Origin of the sequence: Polymorphobacter fuscus (genome assembly GCF_011927825.1) — a bacterium.
Taxonomy (GTDB): domain Bacteria; phylum Pseudomonadota; class Alphaproteobacteria; order Sphingomonadales; family Sphingomonadaceae; genus Sandarakinorhabdus; species Sandarakinorhabdus fusca.
This window is the reverse complement of sequence record NZ_JAATJI010000001.1, coordinates 2,206,106-2,224,963: the sequence shown is the minus strand read 5'-3', so window position 1 is coordinate 2,224,963 and position 18,858 is coordinate 2,206,106. Positions and strand designations below refer to the sequence as shown.

16 protein-coding genes are annotated in these 18,858 nt (G+C 67.1%); 2 read left to right on the top strand and 14 right to left on the bottom strand.

Going from position 1 to position 18,858, the window contains the following annotated elements:
* The first annotated feature begins 8 nt into the window (after nucleotides 1-8).
* The gene (aceB, locus tag GGQ62_RS10560) at nucleotides 9-1,592 is read left to right on the top strand and encodes a malate synthase A (RefSeq protein WP_152577353.1); all 1,584 of its coding nucleotides are present in this window, start codon (nucleotides 9-11) and stop codon (nucleotides 1,590-1,592) included.
* Between the two features lie 18 nt (nucleotides 1,593-1,610).
* On the opposite strand, the gene GGQ62_RS10555 is transcribed toward aceB, so the two are convergent.
* From GGQ62_RS10555 to putA, 12 genes are all read right to left on the bottom strand, one after another.
* Complete coding sequence (locus tag GGQ62_RS10555) at nucleotides 1,611-2,033, bottom strand: Na+/H+ antiporter subunit G (RefSeq protein ID WP_243446080.1); 423 nt, start codon at nucleotides 2,031-2,033, stop codon at nucleotides 1,611-1,613.
* The gene (locus tag GGQ62_RS10550; protein WP_152577354.1) at nucleotides 2,030-2,299 is read right to left on the bottom strand and encodes a K+/H+ antiporter subunit F; all 270 of its coding nucleotides are present in this window, start codon (nucleotides 2,297-2,299) and stop codon (nucleotides 2,030-2,032) included. The genes GGQ62_RS10555 and GGQ62_RS10550 overlap by 4 nt, the downstream gene beginning before the upstream one ends.
* The gene (locus GGQ62_RS10545; protein WP_152577355.1) at nucleotides 2,296-2,781 is read right to left on the bottom strand and encodes a Na+/H+ antiporter subunit E; all 486 of its coding nucleotides are present in this window, start codon (nucleotides 2,779-2,781) and stop codon (nucleotides 2,296-2,298) included. Before GGQ62_RS10545 ends, GGQ62_RS10550 begins: the two co-directional genes overlap by 4 nt.
* Nucleotide 2,782: 1 nt before the next feature.
* Entirely contained in the window at nucleotides 2,783-4,300 is a 1,518-nt protein-coding gene (locus tag GGQ62_RS10540; RefSeq protein WP_152577356.1) for a monovalent cation/H+ antiporter subunit D, read from the bottom strand.
* A complete protein-coding gene (locus tag GGQ62_RS10535) occupies nucleotides 4,297-4,662 on the bottom strand; it encodes a Na+/H+ antiporter subunit C (RefSeq protein ID WP_194163371.1) in 366 nt (121 codons plus the stop codon). The genes GGQ62_RS10540 and GGQ62_RS10535 overlap by 4 nt, the downstream gene beginning before the upstream one ends.
* Nucleotides 4,662-7,478: a monovalent cation/H+ antiporter subunit A gene (locus GGQ62_RS10530; protein ID WP_153401213.1), complete on the bottom strand. Its 2,817-nt coding sequence runs from the start codon at nucleotides 7,476-7,478 to the stop codon at nucleotides 4,662-4,664. Before GGQ62_RS10530 ends, GGQ62_RS10535 begins: the two co-directional genes overlap by 1 nt.
* A 113-nt stretch (nucleotides 7,479-7,591) precedes the next feature.
* Nucleotides 7,592-7,915, bottom strand: a complete 324-nt coding sequence (locus GGQ62_RS10525) for a hypothetical protein (protein ID WP_152577358.1) — start codon at nucleotides 7,913-7,915, stop codon at nucleotides 7,592-7,594.
* 52 nt (nucleotides 7,916-7,967) lie between these two features.
* Complete coding sequence (locus GGQ62_RS10520) at nucleotides 7,968-8,198, bottom strand: hypothetical protein (protein ID WP_152577359.1); 231 nt, start codon at nucleotides 8,196-8,198, stop codon at nucleotides 7,968-7,970.
* Nucleotides 8,199-8,418: 220 nt separating this feature from the next.
* Complete coding sequence (locus GGQ62_RS10515) at nucleotides 8,419-9,291, bottom strand: ABC transporter substrate-binding protein (RefSeq protein ID WP_152577360.1); 873 nt, start codon at nucleotides 9,289-9,291, stop codon at nucleotides 8,419-8,421.
* Between the two features lie 65 nt (nucleotides 9,292-9,356).
* Nucleotides 9,357-10,355, bottom strand: coding sequence for an alpha/beta fold hydrolase (locus GGQ62_RS10510; RefSeq protein ID WP_152577361.1), 999 nt, complete (start codon nucleotides 10,353-10,355; stop codon nucleotides 9,357-9,359).
* Between the two features lie 44 nt (nucleotides 10,356-10,399).
* Complete coding sequence (locus GGQ62_RS10505) at nucleotides 10,400-11,671, bottom strand: serine hydrolase domain-containing protein (protein WP_167649578.1); 1,272 nt, start codon at nucleotides 11,669-11,671, stop codon at nucleotides 10,400-10,402.
* Between the two features lie 86 nt (nucleotides 11,672-11,757).
* Nucleotides 11,758-14,865 carry a bifunctional proline dehydrogenase/L-glutamate gamma-semialdehyde dehydrogenase PutA gene (gene putA, locus GGQ62_RS10500; RefSeq protein ID WP_153401215.1) on the bottom strand — a complete coding sequence of 1,036 codons (3,108 nt, stop codon included), beginning with the start codon at nucleotides 14,863-14,865 and terminating at the stop codon, nucleotides 11,758-11,760.
* Between the two features lie 90 nt (nucleotides 14,866-14,955).
* Between putA and GGQ62_RS10495 the strand changes: the two genes are divergently transcribed.
* Nucleotides 14,956-15,435 (top strand): Lrp/AsnC ligand binding domain-containing protein, encoded by a 480-nt coding sequence (locus GGQ62_RS10495; protein ID WP_243446082.1) that lies wholly within the window; start codon nucleotides 14,956-14,958, stop codon nucleotides 15,433-15,435.
* 11 nt (nucleotides 15,436-15,446) lie between these two features.
* On the opposite strand, the gene GGQ62_RS10490 is transcribed toward GGQ62_RS10495, so the two are convergent.
* Together GGQ62_RS10490 and GGQ62_RS10485 are read right to left on the bottom strand one after the other, a co-directional pair.
* The gene (locus GGQ62_RS10490) at nucleotides 15,447-17,099 is read right to left on the bottom strand and encodes an amidohydrolase family protein (protein ID WP_152577364.1); all 1,653 of its coding nucleotides are present in this window, start codon (nucleotides 17,097-17,099) and stop codon (nucleotides 15,447-15,449) included.
* Nucleotides 17,100-17,142: 43 nt separating this feature from the next.
* On the bottom strand, nucleotides 17,143-18,837 hold the full coding sequence (locus GGQ62_RS10485; protein WP_152577730.1) for an amidohydrolase family protein: 1,695 nt from the start codon (nucleotides 18,835-18,837) through the stop codon (nucleotides 17,143-17,145).
* Nucleotides 18,838-18,858: the final 21 nt, after the last annotated feature.

The window sequence follows — 18,858 nt, the reverse complement described above, 5'->3', positions numbered from 1 at the left end:
GGTTGTTCATGGCCACCGGCATCGAAATCACTGGCGCGCTGCGGCCAGGGTATGAAACCATCCTCACCGATGCCGCGCTGGCCTTTGTCGCCCAGCTTCACCACATGTACGAACCGACCCGCCGCTCGCTGCTCGGCGCACGCGAACAGCACCAGGCATGGTGGAACGCCGGCCATGGCATCGATTTTGCCGGCGAAATGTCATCGGTGCGCGACGACCCGTTCTGGCAGGTGCGCCCGGCGCCGCACGATCTGACCGACCGCCGCGTCGAAATCACCGGGCCGTGCGACCGCAAGATGGTCATCAACGCCCTCAATTCCGGCGCGCAATGCTTCATGGCCTGCCTGGAGGATGCCAGCGCCCCGACCTGGGACGTGATGGTCCAGGGCCAGGTCAACCTGCGCGACGCCGCCGCCGGCACGATCTCGCTGGAAGACAAGGGAAAAAGCTACACCCTCAACCCCAAGACGGCGACGCTGATCGCGCGGCCGCGTGGCTGGCACCTCGATGAGGCGCACATGCTGGTGGACGGGGAACGCGTGTCCGGCGCCATCTTCGATTTCGGCCTCTATGTCTTTCACAACGCCCGCGCGCTGCTGGCGCGGGGCAGCGGCCCCTATTTCTACCTGCCCAAGCTGGAACATTATCTGGAGGCGCGGCTGTGGAACAACATTTTCACCACCGCCCAGTCGATGCTCGACCTGCCGCTCGGGACCATCCGCGCCACCGTGCTGATCGAAACCCTGCCCGGCGCCTTCATGGCCGAGGAGATCCTGTACGAGCTGCGTGACCATATCACCGCGCTCAATTGCGGCCGCTGGGACTATATCTTCAGCTATATCAAGACCTTCCAGGCCGACCCCGACAAGGTCCTGCCCGATCGTGCCGCCGTTACCATGACCGTGCCGTTCATGGCCAAATATGCAGCGCACGTCGTGCGCACCTGCCACAAGCGCGGTGCCCATGCGATGGGCGGGATGAGCGCCTTCATCCCGGTCAAGGACGACGAAGCCGCCAATGAACGCGCCTTCGCCGCCGTCCGCGCCGACAAGGAACGCGAGGCCTCGCTGGGCCATGACGGCACCTGGGTCGCCCACCCCGGCCTCGTCGGCATCGCCCGCGAAGTCTTCGACCGGCTGATGCCGACCCCCAACCAGCTGTCGGTCATCCCCGAAGGCCATGCCACGGCCGCCGACCTGACCACCCCGCCCGATGGCCCCAAGACCCTCGCCGGCCTTACCAACAACATCAATGTCGGCATCGGCTATATCGCCGCCTGGCTGCGCGGCCAGGGCGCCGTGCCGCTGCACAATCTGATGGAAGACGCCGCCACGGCCGAGATCAGCCGCACCCAATTGTGGCAGTGGCGCGTGTCGGACGTCGTCCTCGACGGCGGCGAAACCGTCGATGCGGCGCTGATCGACCGCGTCACCGACGAACAGCTTGCCGTGTGGAAAGCCGCCGTCGGCGACAATTTCTTCGCGACCGGCAAATATCTGGAAGCAGCCGACGTCTTCCGCACCCTTGTGCTGGCCGACGAACTGGCGCCGTTCCTGACGCTGCCGGCGTATGAGCATTATTTCGCCGGTTGAGCGGCGGCGCGCGGCGCCTCAATTCTCCGACGTATAGGAGGGGCCGCCGGGGTGCGGTTCCTCATAGGTCGCCCAGTCGCTGGCGCCCGGGGGTGCCGGCGGCCGGCCCGCCGAGCTGCGGATCTCGCCGCCGGGTTCGGTCCGCAGCCGGTGCAGATGGACCTTGGCGATCAGGTTCGCCGAGATCGGCGCGGTGATGAACAGGAACAGGGTGATCAGCAGTTCGTGCGAGGACCAGGTGCCGCGCGCCAGCTGAAAGAACAGCACCGATCCGACCAGCATGCCGCCCAGACCCAATGTCGTCGCCTTGGTCGGGCCGTGGAGGCGTTCCATCAGGCTGGGCAGGCGCACCAGCCCCCAGCTGCCGATGAGGGCAAAGGACGACCCGAGGACGATCATCGCGCTGACGATGATTTCGGCAAGGCTGACCGACGCCATCATTCGACGATGTCGCCGCGCAGCGCGAACTTGCAATAGGCGACGGTGCCGACGAAGCCGACCATGGCGAGCAGCAATGCCGCTTCGAAATAGGTGTCGTCGGCCTGGGAGATGCCGAACAGCACGATCAGCGCGATGGCATTGATCACCATCGTGTCGAGCGCCGCGATCCGGTCGCTGATCGTCGGGCCGCGCAACAGCCGCCACAGATTGAGCAACAGCGCCAGCGCCAGGCAGCCGAAACCGAACATCACCGCAAGGCCGATCATGGGAATACCTTTTGCAGCCGGGATTCATAACGCGCCTTGATGCGGGCGATCTCCGCCGCCGGGTCGGGCGCATCGAGGGCATGGACAAGAAGATAGCGACCGCACGCCGAAACGTCGGACGACACGGTGCCGGGGGTCAGGCTGATCGTGCCGGCAAACACGGTGATCGCTTCGGGCGTCGCCAGGTCCATCGGGATCACCAGCCACGCCGGCCGCAGGTCGCGGTTGCGGCGGAACAGGATGATCGCCGCGATTTCGAAATTCGCCGTGATGATGTCGCGCAGGACGAGCGCCAGATAGGCGAGCGCTGCGCCGAAATCGATGCGCGGCCGGCCCGGCCAGAAGGGCGCCGTGAAGATCGGCAGGGCGAGGCCGATGACGATGCCGACGACCAGCCCGCCGATGGTCAGGCTGTTCGCCATCAACAGCCAGAAAACGACCAGCAACACCGACAGGCCGGGGTGCGGGATGAGGCGCCGCATGTCAGCGCCCCCCCAGCACGGCAGCGGCCGTCGCCGCCGGGTCGAGCAACTGTTCCGCCGCCGCCCGGGTGAACGCCGTCATCGGCCCGGCGCAGAGAAACAGGGCGGCGAGCAGCAACAGCGCGGCAATGGCGCCCACCATGTCGTCCGTGCGTGACGGGGGCGGGACGGCATTGTCCACCGCCGGGCTGGTCTTCCAGAAGACTGCGCTGCCGCTGCGGGCAAAGCCGATCACGCCGAACAGCGTCGTGCCCAGGATCACCGCCCAGGCCCATTGCCACCCGGGCGTTCCCGCCACCGATTGCAGCACCAGCAGCTTGCCCAGAAAGCCCGACAGCGGCGGCAGGCCGGTCGCCGCGATCGCTGCCAGCAGGAACAGCAGCCCGATGCCGGCGCGCTGCGCGAAGGCCGGTCCGGGGCTGGCCTGGTCGGCCTGGCCGGCGCGCCGGCGCGCGACGATATCGGCCACCAGGAACAGCGCCATGCCGGTCAGCGTCGAATGGACGAGATAGTAGAGCGCCGCCGCCAGCGATTCGACCTGCCAGCCGGCAACCGCGATCATCAGCGTGCCCGTCGACCCGATCACTGCAAAGGCGGCCTGTTCCGAGAGGTTGCGCGCCGTGAACACCCCGGCAAACCCCATCACCGCCGTCGCCATCGCCGCGGGCAACAGCCAGGGCGCCGGCACCCAGGCCGCAGCACCGGCGCCATCGCCGAAAATCTGGGGCACGACACGGATCATGGCATAGACGCCAACCTTGGTCATCACCGCGAACAGCGCCGCCACCGCGGGCGTGGTGACGGCATAGGTCCGCGGCAGCCACAAATGCAGCGGCACCAGCGCCGCCTTCAGCGCAAAGACGCTGACCAGCAGCAGCGCCGCGATCCGCAACAGCCCCTGGTCATCCGGACCGAGCGCTGCCACCCGCAGCCCCATGTCGGCCATGTTGAGCGTGCCGGTCAGCGCATAGAGCAGCCCAAGCGCGACGAGAAACAGCGACGATCCGACAATGTTGACGATGACATATTGCACCCCCGCCTTCAGCCGCGCCCGCCCCTGGCCGTGCAACATCAACCCATAGGAGGCGATCAGCAGCACTTCGAAGAACACGAACAGGTTGAACAGGTCGCCGGTAAGAAAGGCGCCGTTCAACCCCATCAGCTGGAACTGGAACAGCGGGTGAAAATGCCAGCCGGCGCGATCGGCACGCGTGAGCACGGCATGGACCAGCGCGATCATGCCCAGCACCGCGGCGAGCACCAGCATCATGGCGCTCAGCCGGTCGAGCACCAGCACGATGCCGAACGGCGCCGGCCAGCCGCCGACGGCATAGCTGCGGATCGCCCCGTCGCCGGCCCGGTTCAGCAGCAGCAGCGCCGTTACCAGCAGGCCCAGGCACGACATCAAGGAAATGCCGACGCCGAGCCAGCGGCGGCGGCGCATGACCAGCAGCGCCAGCGGCGCCGCCAGCGCCGGAATGACCACCGGCGCGATGATGAGCTGGTCGGACAGGCTCATGACGGCGTCGCGTCGGAGTCGGTGGCGCAGGCGACTTCATCGCCATCGACCTGGTCGCTGCCGGTTTCAAGGAAGCTGCGCAGCGACAGCACCACGGCAAAGGCGGTCATGCCGAAGGTGATGACGATCGCCGTCAGCACCAGCGCCTGGGGCAGCGGATCGGCATAGTCGGAAATCGTCTTCGACCAGATCGGCGGCCGGTTGATCGTCAGCCGGCCGGACACGAACAGGAACAGGTTGACGGCATAGGAGATCAGCGTGAGGCCCAGGACGACCTGAAAGGTGCGGCCGCGCAGCGCCAGATAGATGCCGCCGGCGGTCAGCACGGCGATGGCGCTGGCCATGAGGAATTCGAGCGTGATCACCGCCGGTCCTCCTCGGCGGCGCGGGCGGCACGCTGGGCGATATGGCTGAGCTGCGCCAGCGCCAGCATGACGGCTCCGAACACCACGGCGAACACCCCGAGGTCGAACAGCATGGCGGTCGCCAGTTCGACCTCGCCGACCAGCGGCAGGTCGAAATAGCCGAAGGCGCTCGACAGGAAGTTGGCGCCGAAGACCAGCGACCCCAGCCCGGTCGCCATCGCCACCAGAACGCCGAAGGCGATGAGGAAATGTTCGCCGATCCGGCGGCGCCCATCGGTCCAGTCGAACCCCGACGCCAGATATTGCACCAGCAGCCCGATGGCGACGACCAGCGCCGCGATGAAACCGCCGCCGGGCTGGTTATGGCCGCGCAGGAAGATATAGATCCCCGCCGCCAGAACGAGCGGGAGCAGGATGCGGCTCGCCATGACGAACATCATCGGGTGGCGTTCGGGCGAATGCGGCATGTCGGCCTGCCAATTGCGCAGCCGTGCGCCCGCGGCACCGCGCGCCGTCGGATCGAGCAGGGCGTAGATGGCAAGGCCGGCGATGCCCAGAACGATGATTTCGCCCATCGTGTCGAAGGCGCGAAAATCGACCAGCGTCACATTGACGACATTGGTGCCGCCGCCGCCCTTGTAGCTGTTGGCGATATGATAGGCGGAGATCAGCGGCCCCGGATCGCGCGTCATCATCGCCCAGGCGAGGCCGCCGACCGCGATGCCGCCCAGGATCGCCAGCACCGCATCGCGGCGGCGGCGGGCATCGGACGACAAGGTCGGCGGCGTCTTCGGCAGCAGGTTGAGCGCCAGCAGCAACAGGATGATCGTCACCACCTCGACGGCAATCTGGGTCAATGCCAGGTCGGGCGCGGAGAACAGCACGAACGCCAGCGCGACGACCAACCCGATGACGCTGACATAGATCAGCGACAGGAAACGTTGCCGCTGGTTCTGGACCATCATCACCGTCGCCGCCAGCAGCAGGCCCCAGGCCAGTATCGCCACCGGAGATGCCGGAATGCCCGCCCGCGCCCCGGTCAGCCGGCCGCCGCCGGCAAGGCCGCCTTCGACCACCGCCAGCACGACAATGGCGAACACAGTGAACAACATGCGCTGCAGCGACGGCGCATGAATGGCGACGACCGCGCGGCGCACGGCGCCATCCACTGCCGACAGGCCGGTGTCGAACAGCCGCTTCGCGTCGATATGCGGCTGCGATTCGTACCAGCGCAACAGCCCGCCGTGTTGCCACAGCAGCACCGCACCCGCGGCGACCGCGCCGGCGCTCATCGCCAGCGGCAAGTTGAAGCCATGCCACAGGGCGAGCGCGACGGCCGGCGCCGGCCCGCCGATCACGGCCCCCGTCACCGCAGCGACCAGCGATCCTGCCACCAGCATCGGCGCCAGCCCGAACAGCAGCGCGAGCGCGACGAGCACGGCCGGCGACGCCCACATGCCGGCGCCGGGGTCGTGCGCCCGGGCATGCGGGCCCGGCTCGCGCGGCTGGCCGAGAAACAGCTTCACCGCGAAGCGCAGCGAATAGCCGGCCGACAGCGCCGCCGCGACGGTCGCCACCACCGGCACCAGCCAGGGCACGCCGAACAGCCCGACCGCCAGCGTTTCATCGAGCATCATTTCCTTCGAAATAAAGCCCCCCATCGGCGGCAGCCCGGCCATCGCTGCTGCCGCAAGCATGGCAATCGTCGCGGTAATCGGCATCACCTTCGCCAGCCCGCCGAGCCTGCGCAGATCGCGCGTGCCGGTTTCGTGATCGACGATGCCCGCCGACATGAACAGCGCTGCCTTGAACGCGGCATGGTTGAGGATGTGGAACACCGCCGCTGCGGCCGCGGCCTCGATCGAAAAGCCCAGAAGCATGACGAGCAAGCCCAGCTGGCTGATCGTCGAATAGGCGAGAATGCTCTTCAGGTCATGGCGGAACAGCGCCACCCAGCCGCCGAACAGCATCGTCGCCAGCCCGACGCTGGTGACGATGATCGTGTAGAGATCGGTCCCGGCTAGCACCGGCCACAGCCTTGCCAGCAGGAACACGCCGGCCTTCACCATCGTCGCCGAATGGAGATAGGCACTGACCGGCGTCGGCGCCGCCATCGCGTGCGGCAGCCAGAAATGGAACGGGAATTGCGCCGATTTGGTAAAGCAGCCGATGAGCACCAGGACGAGCATCGGCGCGTAGAGCGGCGACGCCCGCACCAGGTCGCCGCGCGCCAGGATGGTCGCCAGGTCGAAAGACCCGGCAGCGACCCCCAGCAACAACAGCCCGCCGATCAGCGCCAGCCCGCCGCCGCCGGTGACCGCCAGCGCCATCCGCGCCCCCTGCCGCGCCTCGGCCTTGTCTTGCCAGAAGCCGATGAGCAGGAACGACGACAGGCTGGTCATTTCCCAGAACACCAGCAGCAGCAAGACATTGCCCGACACGACAATGCCGAGCATGGCGCCCTGGAACAGCATCAGGCTGGCAAAAAACCGCAGCGTCGCCTCGCCTTCGGCGAGATAGAAATGCCCGAAGACGATCACCAGCAGCCCGATACCGAGGATCAGTCCGGCAAACATCAGGCCAAGCGGATCGACCATCAGCGCGAAATCGAGGCCGATGGCCGGCACCCAGGCCATCGAGACGGCGGCGGCGCGGCCGGCCAAAACACCGGGCGCCAGCGACAGGAGCAGTAACAACCCCGCCGCGCTGGCAAGCGCCGCAGGGCCGGAATGCCATATCCGGCCCCGATCGCCGACGACGGCCACCAGCAACGCTGCCAGAAACGGAAGCGCCAACAGGGTATAAAGGGCCAAGGGGTCTGTCACTGGCTGGTCGGGTCTTCCGGTTCGAGAGACGCGATACCAGCCCCTACATGAATTTCACCACTTTGCTGCGTGCGTTCCGTCGCTGCAAGTCTCCAGGCGCCTCAATGACCTTTGCGCGACGTCAGTTTGCCGAAGGTCCGCTCGAGCGCGACCAGCAGCTTGGCGGCCGCGCCGGCACTGGCCTGGCCGATCGTGGCGGCGGACGCCGTGACCGTCAGCGGATCGAGACCGTTCGGACGCGCTTCCATCGTGCACAACTTGTCGTCGCCGACGTTGCTGTCGGCATTGACGTCGCGAAAGTGCAGTTCGACGCGCGTCAGGCGTGACGCATAGCGGTCGAGCCGCCGGCGCACATCGGCTTCGATCTCGGCAACTGTATCTTCGCCGGCGTTGATGTGATTGTCGGAATTGACCTGGACGAGCATTGCGGCATTACCTTTTCAGCATATTGAACGGGAACGGTCGGTGGACCCGGATTCAGCGCGCCTTGCGCGATCGTTCGAGCGCGGGCCGCTGGCCTTCCGCATCGAAAGCCCCCGACGGCGGGTAATCGGGCCGCGGCGACGATGTCATGCCCGCGTCCCCCGGCGTCGTGCCTTCGCTTGCCTGTTCGGCGTGGCCGGGGGCCTCGGCATCGGCCCGCTGCTTCTGGTCATGAACGCGCGCGGCGATGTCGGCCTGGCTTTCCTTCGAACGCGGTTCGGTCATGATCATCTCCCTGAAGACAGATTGGATTTCCACTTCCAACGACTGAAATCGCAAATCAGTTCCGAAAAAATGGCCAGAAAACTCCAGAGCGCTGGATTCGGCATGATGAGGGCCAAGGAAAATCCGACATCAGCCATATATTAAGGGCGATATTGTTTCGTTTCTTGACCGTCATGTCGGATATTGACGATATTTTCGGCGCACGGTTGCCGAGATCCGTTCAGGCGAACATTTCTTCAAAGGCTTCTTCATCGACGACATCGCCGCCGCGGTCGTGGAGGTAGCGCCACATCGGCCGCCACAGCGCGGCGCTGCGGCGGACCGGGGCCAGAAAGCGCGGCAGCGACGCCGCGACAATGGCATCGGCTTCGTCGCCGGGCGCTTCGCCACTGGCGGCATACCAGAGGCGGCGGGCAAAGGCCGGGTCGGCGCACAGTTCCGGCGTGACGCGGTCGAGGGTCGCCACCAGCGTGGCGATCCCCGCCCGCACCGCGTCCGGCGCATCGGCGGCACCGATCAGTTCAAGCGCCGAGAAGTTCGGGATACCGGCCTCTGCCGTGGTGATCAGTTGGGTATCGAGCCCGCGCAGGCGCGCGGCGACGCCTTCGACATTGGCGAACGCCAGCCAGGCCCCGTCGAAACCCGCGGCCAGATTGTCGACATGCCCGAAGCCGGCCGGCGCGATGACGACCTGGTCCTGACCCAGCACCGCGCCGCGCTGCGCCATCCAGCCCTGCAGGATATCGCGGCACAGCCCGTCCGTCGTCGCATTCGACACCGGCGACGCGATCCGTATCCGATCCCCCGCCACCAGCCGGTCGAGCGCTGCGCGGTGCATCAGCACGCCGCCGTCCGTGGCAAAGAAGCAGCCGTGCGCGATCAGCCGCAGCGCCCGCTGTTCGACAAGGTGGAGGGGCTCGTTGACCACCAGGTCGACGGCGCCGTCCGCCAACGCCTGGAAACCGTCATAATGATCGTCGGGAACCACCAGTTCGATGTCCCAGCCATCGGCCACCAACCGCGCGCTTGCCGCGATCAACGGCAGATGATCGGGGTTGAGAAACCATTCGAGAGCGATGCGGAGGCGCGGCATGCACCGTGCCTCGCAACTCGGCACGTCTTCGTCAATGGCGCGAAATGCCGGGGCCGCCCCGCGCGTCAGCGTCCGATCGCATCCGTCAGCCGGTCGAGGAACAGCGCCGGCGCCTCCACCTGCGGCGAATGGCCGAGATCGTCGAGGCGGATCAGCCGCGCCCCGGGGATGCGCCTGGCGGCATCTTCGGCGGCCTGGGGCACGGTCTGGACCTTGCCGCGCAGCGCCGGCGGTGCCGATCCGGCGCGAAAGGCCGTGGTGTCGCGCTGGCCGATGATCAGCGTGACCGGCACGCGCAGTTGCGGCAGTTCGGCGGCGACCGGCTGGGTCTGGATCATGTCGGACAGCCGCGCCTGTGCATCGCGGACGATATCGCCACCGGGGCCGGCATATTGACCGGCCAACATCGCCACCCATCGGTCATAGGCCGGCCGCCATTCGCCATGATAATAGGTGCGCAGCTGATAGGCCTTGATCGAGGCGGCATCGGTTTTCGCCTCCTCCGCGCGCAGTGTCCCCAGATCGGCGTAGGGCACGCCTTGACCCAGCGTGTCGTTGAGGCCGAGCGGGTTGACGAGCACCAGCTTCGCAACGCGGTCGGGGTGCAGAAGCGCCAGACGAACCGCGAGGATGCCGCCGGTCGAATGGCCGACAAGCACGACCCGATCGGCCCCGGCGTCATCGAGCAGGCCCCGGGTCAGCTCGGCCAGGGCATGAAAGCTGTACTGATAGCCCGCCGGCTTGGACGATTTGCAGAAGCCGACCTGATCGGGAACGAGGACGCGAAAGCCGTTCTTCGCCAGCGCTGTGGCGGTGTCGGCCCAGGTCGCGGCGCAGAAATTCTTGCCATGGAGCAGCACCACCGTCTGGCCATTGGCAGCCGATGCCGGCGCCACGTCGAAATAGGCCATGCGGACCGAATGGCCTTGTGACGACGCGGTGAACCAGCGCACCGGCAGCGGATAGTCGAACCGTTCGAGGTTGGCGCCCAGCGACGCCGGTTGTGCGCCGACGCCCGTCGCCGACAACGCCGCCAGTGCCAGTGCCAAGATCCATCGTGCCATCCGGATCGAACGACCGGGCGGCGCCGCGGCTCCCGTCGCTCCGGTCATGGCGCGGTCTGCACTTCGGCGTCGGCACGCGCCGGCGGCGCTGGCGGCGCGGACAGGGCCAGCCAATCGGTGCGGGGCAGGCCGTACAGAAGGTCGAAAAATTCGAGCTGCGCCCGGGCCGGCATCGCGGTGTTGCTGTTCCACAGCATCACGATGCCGCTGCGCGCTGCCGGGTCGAACAGGATCAGCGAGCCATAGCCATCGACCGATCCGCGATGGCCCACCAGGGCATGGCCGGCATAGCGATAGGTCCGCCAGCCAAGCCCATAGGCCGGATCGGCCAGCGCGCGGTCCATCGCGCCGCGCCGCCGGTGCGGCGGCGTCGGCACGCGCGAACGGTGCATCATGTCCAGGCTGGCCGGGGACAGCACCGCCGGCGCATCGCCCATCTGGGCCCCCATCCAGCGCAGCAGGTCGCGGATCGACGAATTGACACCACCGGCGGCGGGGACGCGGTAATAGCTGTCGTTGACGGTGGTCGACACCTTGTTGTGCCGATGCGGGCGCGCCCAGCTCGCCGCCGATTCAAGTCCCTGCCGGCCGATCGTGGCGTGATCCATGCCCAGCGGCACGAACAGCCGCGCGCGCGCCACGGTCGCATAGTCCCGGCCGGTCACGCGCTCCACGACCTCGGTCGCCGTGTCATAGGCGATATTCTGATAGGCATAGCAGGTCGCCGGCGGACATTCGGGCTTCAGCGTCGCAAAGCTGGCGCGCAGCATCCGGGGGTCCTCGCCGGCTTCCAGCCGGTCGTCCCAGGCATTGTGCGGCAGGCCGAGACGGTGCGACAGGACATCGGCCACGGTGATCGCCCGGGTCCCGCCCGGCAGGGCAAGCGTCGTGCCCAGTGTCGCCAGCGGCGCATCGAGCGACAGCTTGCCCTCTGCCGCCAGCCCGACGACCACCGCCGAGGCGATGCTTTTGGACAGCGACGCCCAGCGAAAGACGGTGTCCGGCGTGACCGGGTCCTTCGATTGCGCCAGCGTCTCGCCATAGGCCCTGACGAACCGCACCTGCCCGGCCTCGATCGTGCCGACCGCCAGCCCGACCATGTCCGGTTCCTGCATCAGCGCCTTCAGCCGCGCGTCGAGTTGCTGGTAGTCGACGACCGCGGCCGGCGCCATCAGCGGCTGGCCGGTCGCGGCCCGGGGCGCGGCGATGGCGACCGCGTCGGTGCGCTGGACGGGCCCGCCCCGCAGCGCCAGCCCCACCGCGACCGCCACCAGGATGAGCACGACGAGCACGACCAGCCATGTCCCGCGTCGCACCGTCGCCGCTCCATCCATTCGGGGTCTGTCTCCCGGCCCGATCGCGCCCTAGGGTCGGGCCGACTGGATTCTGCCCTGCCCCGCCGTCACAGATTGAGCAAGGTCGGATTGCCGCCTTGCGCCGTGATGTTCACCGAAAGCGACCGTTCGACGGCGTAGCGCAGCAAGGCATGCGGTCCGCCGGCCTTGGGACCGGTGCCCGACAGGCCTTCGCCGCCGAACGGCTGCACGCCGACGACCGCGCCGGTGATCGTTCTGTTTACATAGGCATTGCCGGCCGGGACCAGCGCCCTGACATGGGCGGCAAAGGCGTCGATGCGGCTGTGGATGCCCAGCGTCAGCCCATAGCCGCGCTGCGCCAGCCGGGACGCGATCGCATCGAGGTCCCTGGGGTCATAGCGATAGATGTGGAGAATCGGCCCGAACACTTCGCTTTCGAGGAAATCGGGTGCCGGCACCTCGGCAATGACCGGGCCGAAGAAGCTGCCGGACAGATGCGCCGGGACCGGATGGCGATAGAGGATCCGGGCGTCGCGCTGCAGCCGCTCGACATGCGCGGCCAGCATGGCGCAGGCATCGGCGTCGATCACCGGCCCGACATCGGTGGCGGCATCGGCCGGATCGCCGATCACCATGGCTTCCAGCGCCCCGACCAGCGTCGCGATGATGGCGTCGGCGGACGGCGCCGGCAGGAACAACAGGCGCAGCGCCGAACAGCGCTGCCCCGCCGACCCGAAGGCCGACACCAGCACGTCATCGACCACCTGTTCGCGCAGCGCCGTCGTGTCGACGAACATGCCGTTCAACCCGCCGGTTTCGGCGATGAACGGCACGATCGGGCCGCGGCGGGCAGCGAGGCTGCGGTTGATCGTCCACGCCGTCTCGGTGCCGCCGGTAAAGGCGACGCCATCGATTCCGGCATGCGCGACCAGTGCCGCGCCGACGGTGGCGCCGTCCCCCGGCAGCAGCGCCAGCACATCGCCGGGCAATCCCGCGTCGTGGAACAGCCGCACCGCTTCGGCCGCCACCAGCGGCGTCTGCTCGGCGGGCTTGGCGAGCACGGCATTGCCCGCGGCCAGCGCCGCCGCGACCTGACCGGTGAAAATGGCAAGCGGGAAATTCCATGGCGAAATGCACAGGAACACCCCCCGCCCGTGGAGTTCGAGCTGGTTCAGTTCGCCGACCGGGCCGGGCAGGATGGTCGGCGCATCGAAGGTCCGTTCGGCAAGGTCGGCATAATAGCGGCAGAAATCGACCGCCTCGCGCACTTCCGCCACGCCATCGTTCAAGGTCTTGCCGGCTTCGCGCGCCAGCAGCGCGACGAACCGGTCGGTGGCGGCTTCCAGCCCGTCGCCCATCGCGCGCAGGATCCGGCCGCGGCCGATGCCGCCCAGCCTGTCCCAATCCGGCTGCGCGCGATGGGCGCGCGCCACGGCGTCGTCGATATCGGCCGGAGTTGCCGCCGACACGCTGCCGACCCGGTCGTTCCGATTGGCGGGATTGGTCACCGGCACGGCGCCCGCGCCCGGCCGCAGCGCACCGCCGATGATCGGCGCTGCCACCACCGGGCCGGAAAAGCGCTCCCCCACCGTCCGGGCATGGTCGCGGACCGCCAGGACACCATAGTCGCGCCCCGGCGGATTGGCGCGCACCGCGCCATAGATGTCGCGCGGCAGGGCGATCGCCGGATGCGGCCCGGGCCGGGCAATCACGGCGGCGATCGGATCGCCGACGACGGTTTCCACCGGCACATCATCGTCGAGCAGGGCGTGGACAAAGCTGCTGTTGGCGCCATTTTCCAGCAGCCGCCGGACCAGATAGGGCAGCAGTTCCTCATGCCCGCCGACAGGGGCATAGACTCGCACCGGGATCTGCGCATTGCTGCCGTGCGCGGGGCTGTAGAGCGCTTCGCCCATGCCATGGAGGCGCTGGCTCTCGATGCGCACCGCCGATGCGGCGGCCATGCTGCGCACCGCCGCCAGCGTATGGGCGTTGTGCGTCGCGAATTGCGCAAACAGATGCGGGCTGGCGTCGATCAGCGCCCGCGCACAGACGAGATAGCTGAGGTCGGTCGCTGCCTTGGTGGTGAAGACCGGATAGTCGGGGCGCCCCGCCACCTGGGCGCGCTTGATCTCGCTGTCCCAATAGGCGCCCTTGACCAGCCGCACCATGATCCGCCGCCGGCTGGTGCGTGCGAGCGCTTCAAGGCCGGCAATGACGGCAAGGGCGCGCTTCTGATAGGCCTGGACGACCACGCCCAGCCCCGACCAGTCGCCGAGCGCCGCCTCGTGCGCCAACCGGTCGACCAGCTTGAGCGACAGCACCAGCCGGTCGGCCTCCTCGGCGTCGATGGCAAAGTTGAGGTCGTACCGCGCCGCGATCAGCGCCAGCCGCTTCAACCGGGGATAAAGCTCCTCCCAGACCCGCGCCTCCTGCACGGCTTCGAAGCGCGGGCACAATGCCGACAATTTGACCGACACCCCATGGCCACGTTCGGGCGTGTCGGACCCCATCCGTGCCAGCCCCACCGTCTCGATCGCCGCGGCATAGGCCTTTTCATAATGTTCGGCATCGGCGGCGGTGCGCGCGCCTTCCCCAAGGATATCGAACGAACACAGGCTGCCATTGGCCTTCGCCCGTGCCAGCGCCTCGTCGATCGACCGGCCGAGGACGAACTGGTCACCCATCATCTGCACTGCGGTGCCGACCGCGGCACGGATCACCGGCTCCCCGAGCCGCGCCACCAGCCGCCGCATATAGCTGCGAAAATCGCGGCGGGCCTCGGGTTCGACATCGATCAGCCGGCCGGTGAGCATCAACGCCCAGCTCGAGGCGTTGACGAGCAGGCTATCGGACTGGCCGAGATGGCTTGCCCAATCGGCGGATCCGATCTTTTCGGAGATCAGCCGGTCGCGGGTCGCCGCGTCCGGCGTCCGCAACAGCGCTTCGGCGAGACACATCAGCGCCAGGCCTTCCTGCGACCCGAGCGAATATTGCTGCAAAAACCCTTCGATCAGGCTCTGCTTGCCCGCCGCCACGCGCGCATCGCGCACCAGGCCGATCGCCGTGTCGCGGACCGCGACCTGGTCGTCGGCCGACAGCGGCTGGCGCGCGAGCAGCGCCCGAACCGCCTCGGCTTCATCCTGAAATTTCAGGTCGTCGATGGCGTCCCATTGGGCATCACGTGGGTTCAAGCTGCTCACTCCTGTCGATCGCACACGACCGGCACCCGCCAATCCCGTGTCTGGCTTGTCGTTGGCGCACCGGATGTTACTGTCCGCGCTATGGGAATTTCCGAAGGTTTACCGATGCTCGACCAGATCGACCGCAATATCCTTCGGGTGATGCAAAAGGACGGCCGGATCACCAATCAGGATCTGGCCGCCAAGTCCGGCATTTCGCCGTCGGCGTGCTTCGACCGGCTACGCAAGCTCCGCGAACAGGGCTATATCACCGACATCGTCGCGCTTCTCGACCCGGAAAAGCTCGATCGATCGCTGCTGGTGTTCATCGAAGTCGTCCTCGATCGCACCACCAACAACCATTTCGACGAATTCGCCGCGGTCGTGCGGCGCATGCCCGAAATCCTCGAATGCCACATGGTCGCCGGCGGCTTCGATTATCTTCTGAAGACCCGCGTCGCCAACATGGCCGCCTATCGGCGCTTTCTCGGTGACACGCTGACGCTGCTCAAGGGGGTTCGCGAAACCCGCACCTACGCCGTGCTCGAGGAGGTCAAATACACCACCAACCTGCAGATCTGATCGGCGGTACATCACGGCTGCGCCGGCGCCGGGGCCGCGTTCAGCCGCTGCTTTTCGGCAGCGACCATCGCGGCGACATCGGCGAGCAGGCGCGGCGCGTCGTAGACGATGCCGTCCTTGATCGTATAGCGGACGCCGCCGACCTTTTCCTGGGCGTTGGTGGCATTGTTCAGCCGCATGAAGCCGGTGCCGTACAGCGTCTTCAGATTCTGCAGCGGGTTTTCCTTCACCACCACCAGGTCGGCGAGCATGCCGGTGCGCACCACGCCCATCGGTTCGGCGACACCCTTGGGTTCGTGAAGCGTCCGCGCGCCCAACATGGTCGCCGACCGAAAGATCTCCAGCGGCGTGAACCCGGCCTCGCGGAACAGCTCGAGTTCCTCGACATAGGCAAAGCCATAGACCTTGTAGATGAAACCCGAATCGGTGCCGACGGTCACCCGGCCGCCCATATTCTTGTAATCGTTCACCAGTGTGAAGAACCGCCCGTAAAAGTGCTTCCACGAGGTCTCGATCTCGCTGTTCCAGTCATAGAAATACGACCCATGGTTGTCGCGCGTCGACTGGAAATATTTCCACAATTGCGGGGTCGCATATTGCGCCTGCCAATCGGCATTGCGCGCCCGCATCAGGTCGCGCGACGCCGCATAGATGTTGAAGGTCGGATCGAAGGTGACGTGATGCGCCTTCTGCGCCTCCAGATACGCCATCCATTGCGGGCTGCCCGGTTCGTACACCTCGTTCCAGATGTTCGCGACTTCGCCGAAGCGATCGAGCTCGTTGTAGAAATTATAGCCCGGCGTGAACTTCTGGATGGTGCCGTCCTTCAACAGCGATTCCATGTGACCGTAAAAGTGCGTGATGGTGTCGAGCCCGGCTTCGCCGGCGATCCGCCCGTTGAAATTGGCGACGCCGAGCTGGCTGAGATGCGCCACCGTGCCCATCTTGTTCTTGTGCGCTTCGTCGATGGCGGCGGTGATGATCTCGGGCGTTTCATCCTGCCAGCCGAAGAACTTGATGCCGTCGATATTGTTGGCGGCGGCCCAGCGCACCCACTCGCGCGCTTTTTCCGTCGTCAGGATGCGGCCACCCGACCAGCCGGCCCCCAAAGTCTGGTAGTTGAAGATCCGCGGTGCCGCGATGGTGTTGGCGGCGGACCGGTTCTTTTCGGCACTCGCCAGCGCCGGCGCCGCCAGCGGCACGCCGCGCACCGTCGTCACGCCATGCGCCAGCCACAGCTTATACGCATAGGAGGCGTCGGGCGCCTTGTCGGGGCCGGGCAGGTGGGTGTGCATGTCGACAAAGCCGGGCAGCACATACATGCCGGTCGCGTCGATTTCCTGGTCGACATCGCGCGGTTCGCGGTTGCTGCGCTCCGGCAGGCCGGGCCAGCCCGCCTGGCGGATCTCGGCGATGCGATTGCCTTCGATGACGATGTCGACCGGCCCGCGCGGCGGCGCGCCGGTGCCGTCGATCAGCGTCGCGCCGCGAATGACCATCCGCCGGAACGGGCCGATTCCTTCCCCCGCAACCCGCGCCGGGGCGCCCCGCGCCACCTGCGCAGGCTCTGCCGCCGGCGCCGCCCGTTGCTGCGCCGCAGCCGGCGGCGCCAGCACCGCCGCCAGCGCGGCGATGCTGGCCAATGTTCGAAACACCATCGTCATTCCCCTGCCGATCCCTCAGTCGTCGATCCCTCAGCAATACCCGTCACGGGTGCGGCAGGCCCTCGGCCGGCATGCCCATGCGCTGCTTTTCGGACCGCACCATCACCGCGACATCGTCGAGCAGCTTCTTGGCATCGAAGACGATCCCGTCTTTGATGGTGTAGCTGACCCCGCCGACCCGTTCGAGCTTCTGGGTCTTTTCATTGAGCCGCAGCGCCCCGGTGCCATAGAGCGTCTTGAAGTTCTGCAGCGGGTTTTCCTTGACCAGCACCATGTCGGCCAGCTTGCCGACGCGCACGGTGCCGATCGGCGGCACTTCGCCCTTGGGATCGTACAGCGTCAGCGCGCCGTTGAGCGTCGCTGCCTGCACCACCTGGGAGGGGTTGAACCCGGCTTCCTGCAGCAGTTCGAGCTCCTGGATATAGCCGAAGCCATAGGGTTCGAAGATGAACCCCGAATCCGACCCGGTCGTCACCCGGCCGCCGATATTCTTGTAGTCGTTCATCAGCCGCATGAACTTGTGGTAGAAATTTCGCCACTTGACCTCGGTGCCAAGGCTCCAGTCGTAAAAATAGGATCCATGGTTCTCGCGCGACGACTGGTAGAAACCCCACAGCTGCGGCATCGTGTATTTGTCGTGCCAGTCGGCGTTGCGGGCGTGCATCAGGTCGCGGCCGGCCGCATAGATCGTCATCGTCGGATCGAAGACGACCTTGTTTTCCTTCTGCTTGTGCAGATAGTCCCACCATTCGGGCGAACCCGCTTCGAAGCTCTCCTCGCCCAGATTGGCGACATCGCCGAACCGGTCCTGCTCATCGGCGTAATTATAGTCGGGGCGCCAGTTCTGCACCGGGCCGTTCTTCAGCATCGATTCGAAATGGCCATAGAAGTGGGTGACAGTGCCCAAGCCGGCATTGCCCGCCTGCAGCGCGTTCATCCGCCCGACGCCGATCTGCGACAGATGCGCGACGGTGCCGATCTTCTGCTTCTTGGCCTCGTCCATGATGGCTTCCATCACTTCGGGCGGCTGGTCCTCGCTGTCGAGCAGCTTGATCCCGTCGATGCCCTGCTTGGCGGCCCATTGCACCCAGGCGCGCGCCACGGCCGGCGTGTTGACCCGGCCGCCGGTCCAGCCCTTGCCCTGGCCGGGCCGCTGATAGGCAAAGATGCGCGGCGCGGTGATCTCGTTGCGCGCCGACCGGCCGCGCTCGCTGAGCGAGGTTTCGAACGGCGCCAGGTCGACACCGCGCACGGTGGTGACACCATGCGCCAGCCACAGCTTGTACGAATAGGACATGTCGGGCGCCTTGTCGTCGCTGGCGCCATGGACGTGCATGTCGACAAAGCCGGGCAGCATGTACATGCCGGTGGCATCGAGCTCGTAATCGAAGTTGCGCGGCTCGCGGCCCGGCTTCATTGGCAGGCCGGGCGTGCCGGCGGCCACGATATCGGCAATCTTGTTGCGTTCGACGATGATGTCCACCGGGCCGCGCGGTGGTGCGCCCGACCCGTCGATCAGCGTCACGCCGCGGATGACCATGCGGTTGAACGGCCCGACGCCTTCACCCTGCGGCCGCGCCGGCGCCGGCACCGCTCCGGCCCGCGGCTTGACGGCCTGGACAGGACCGCCCGCCGGCGCTGCCGCTTCGGCGGTCTGCGCGTGCAGCGGCGGTGCCGCTGCTGCCAGCGCGACCAGGGCCGCGCCCAACCACAGCGCGCGCGATTTTCCAATGCTCATCGTCATGTCTCACCCCTCGTA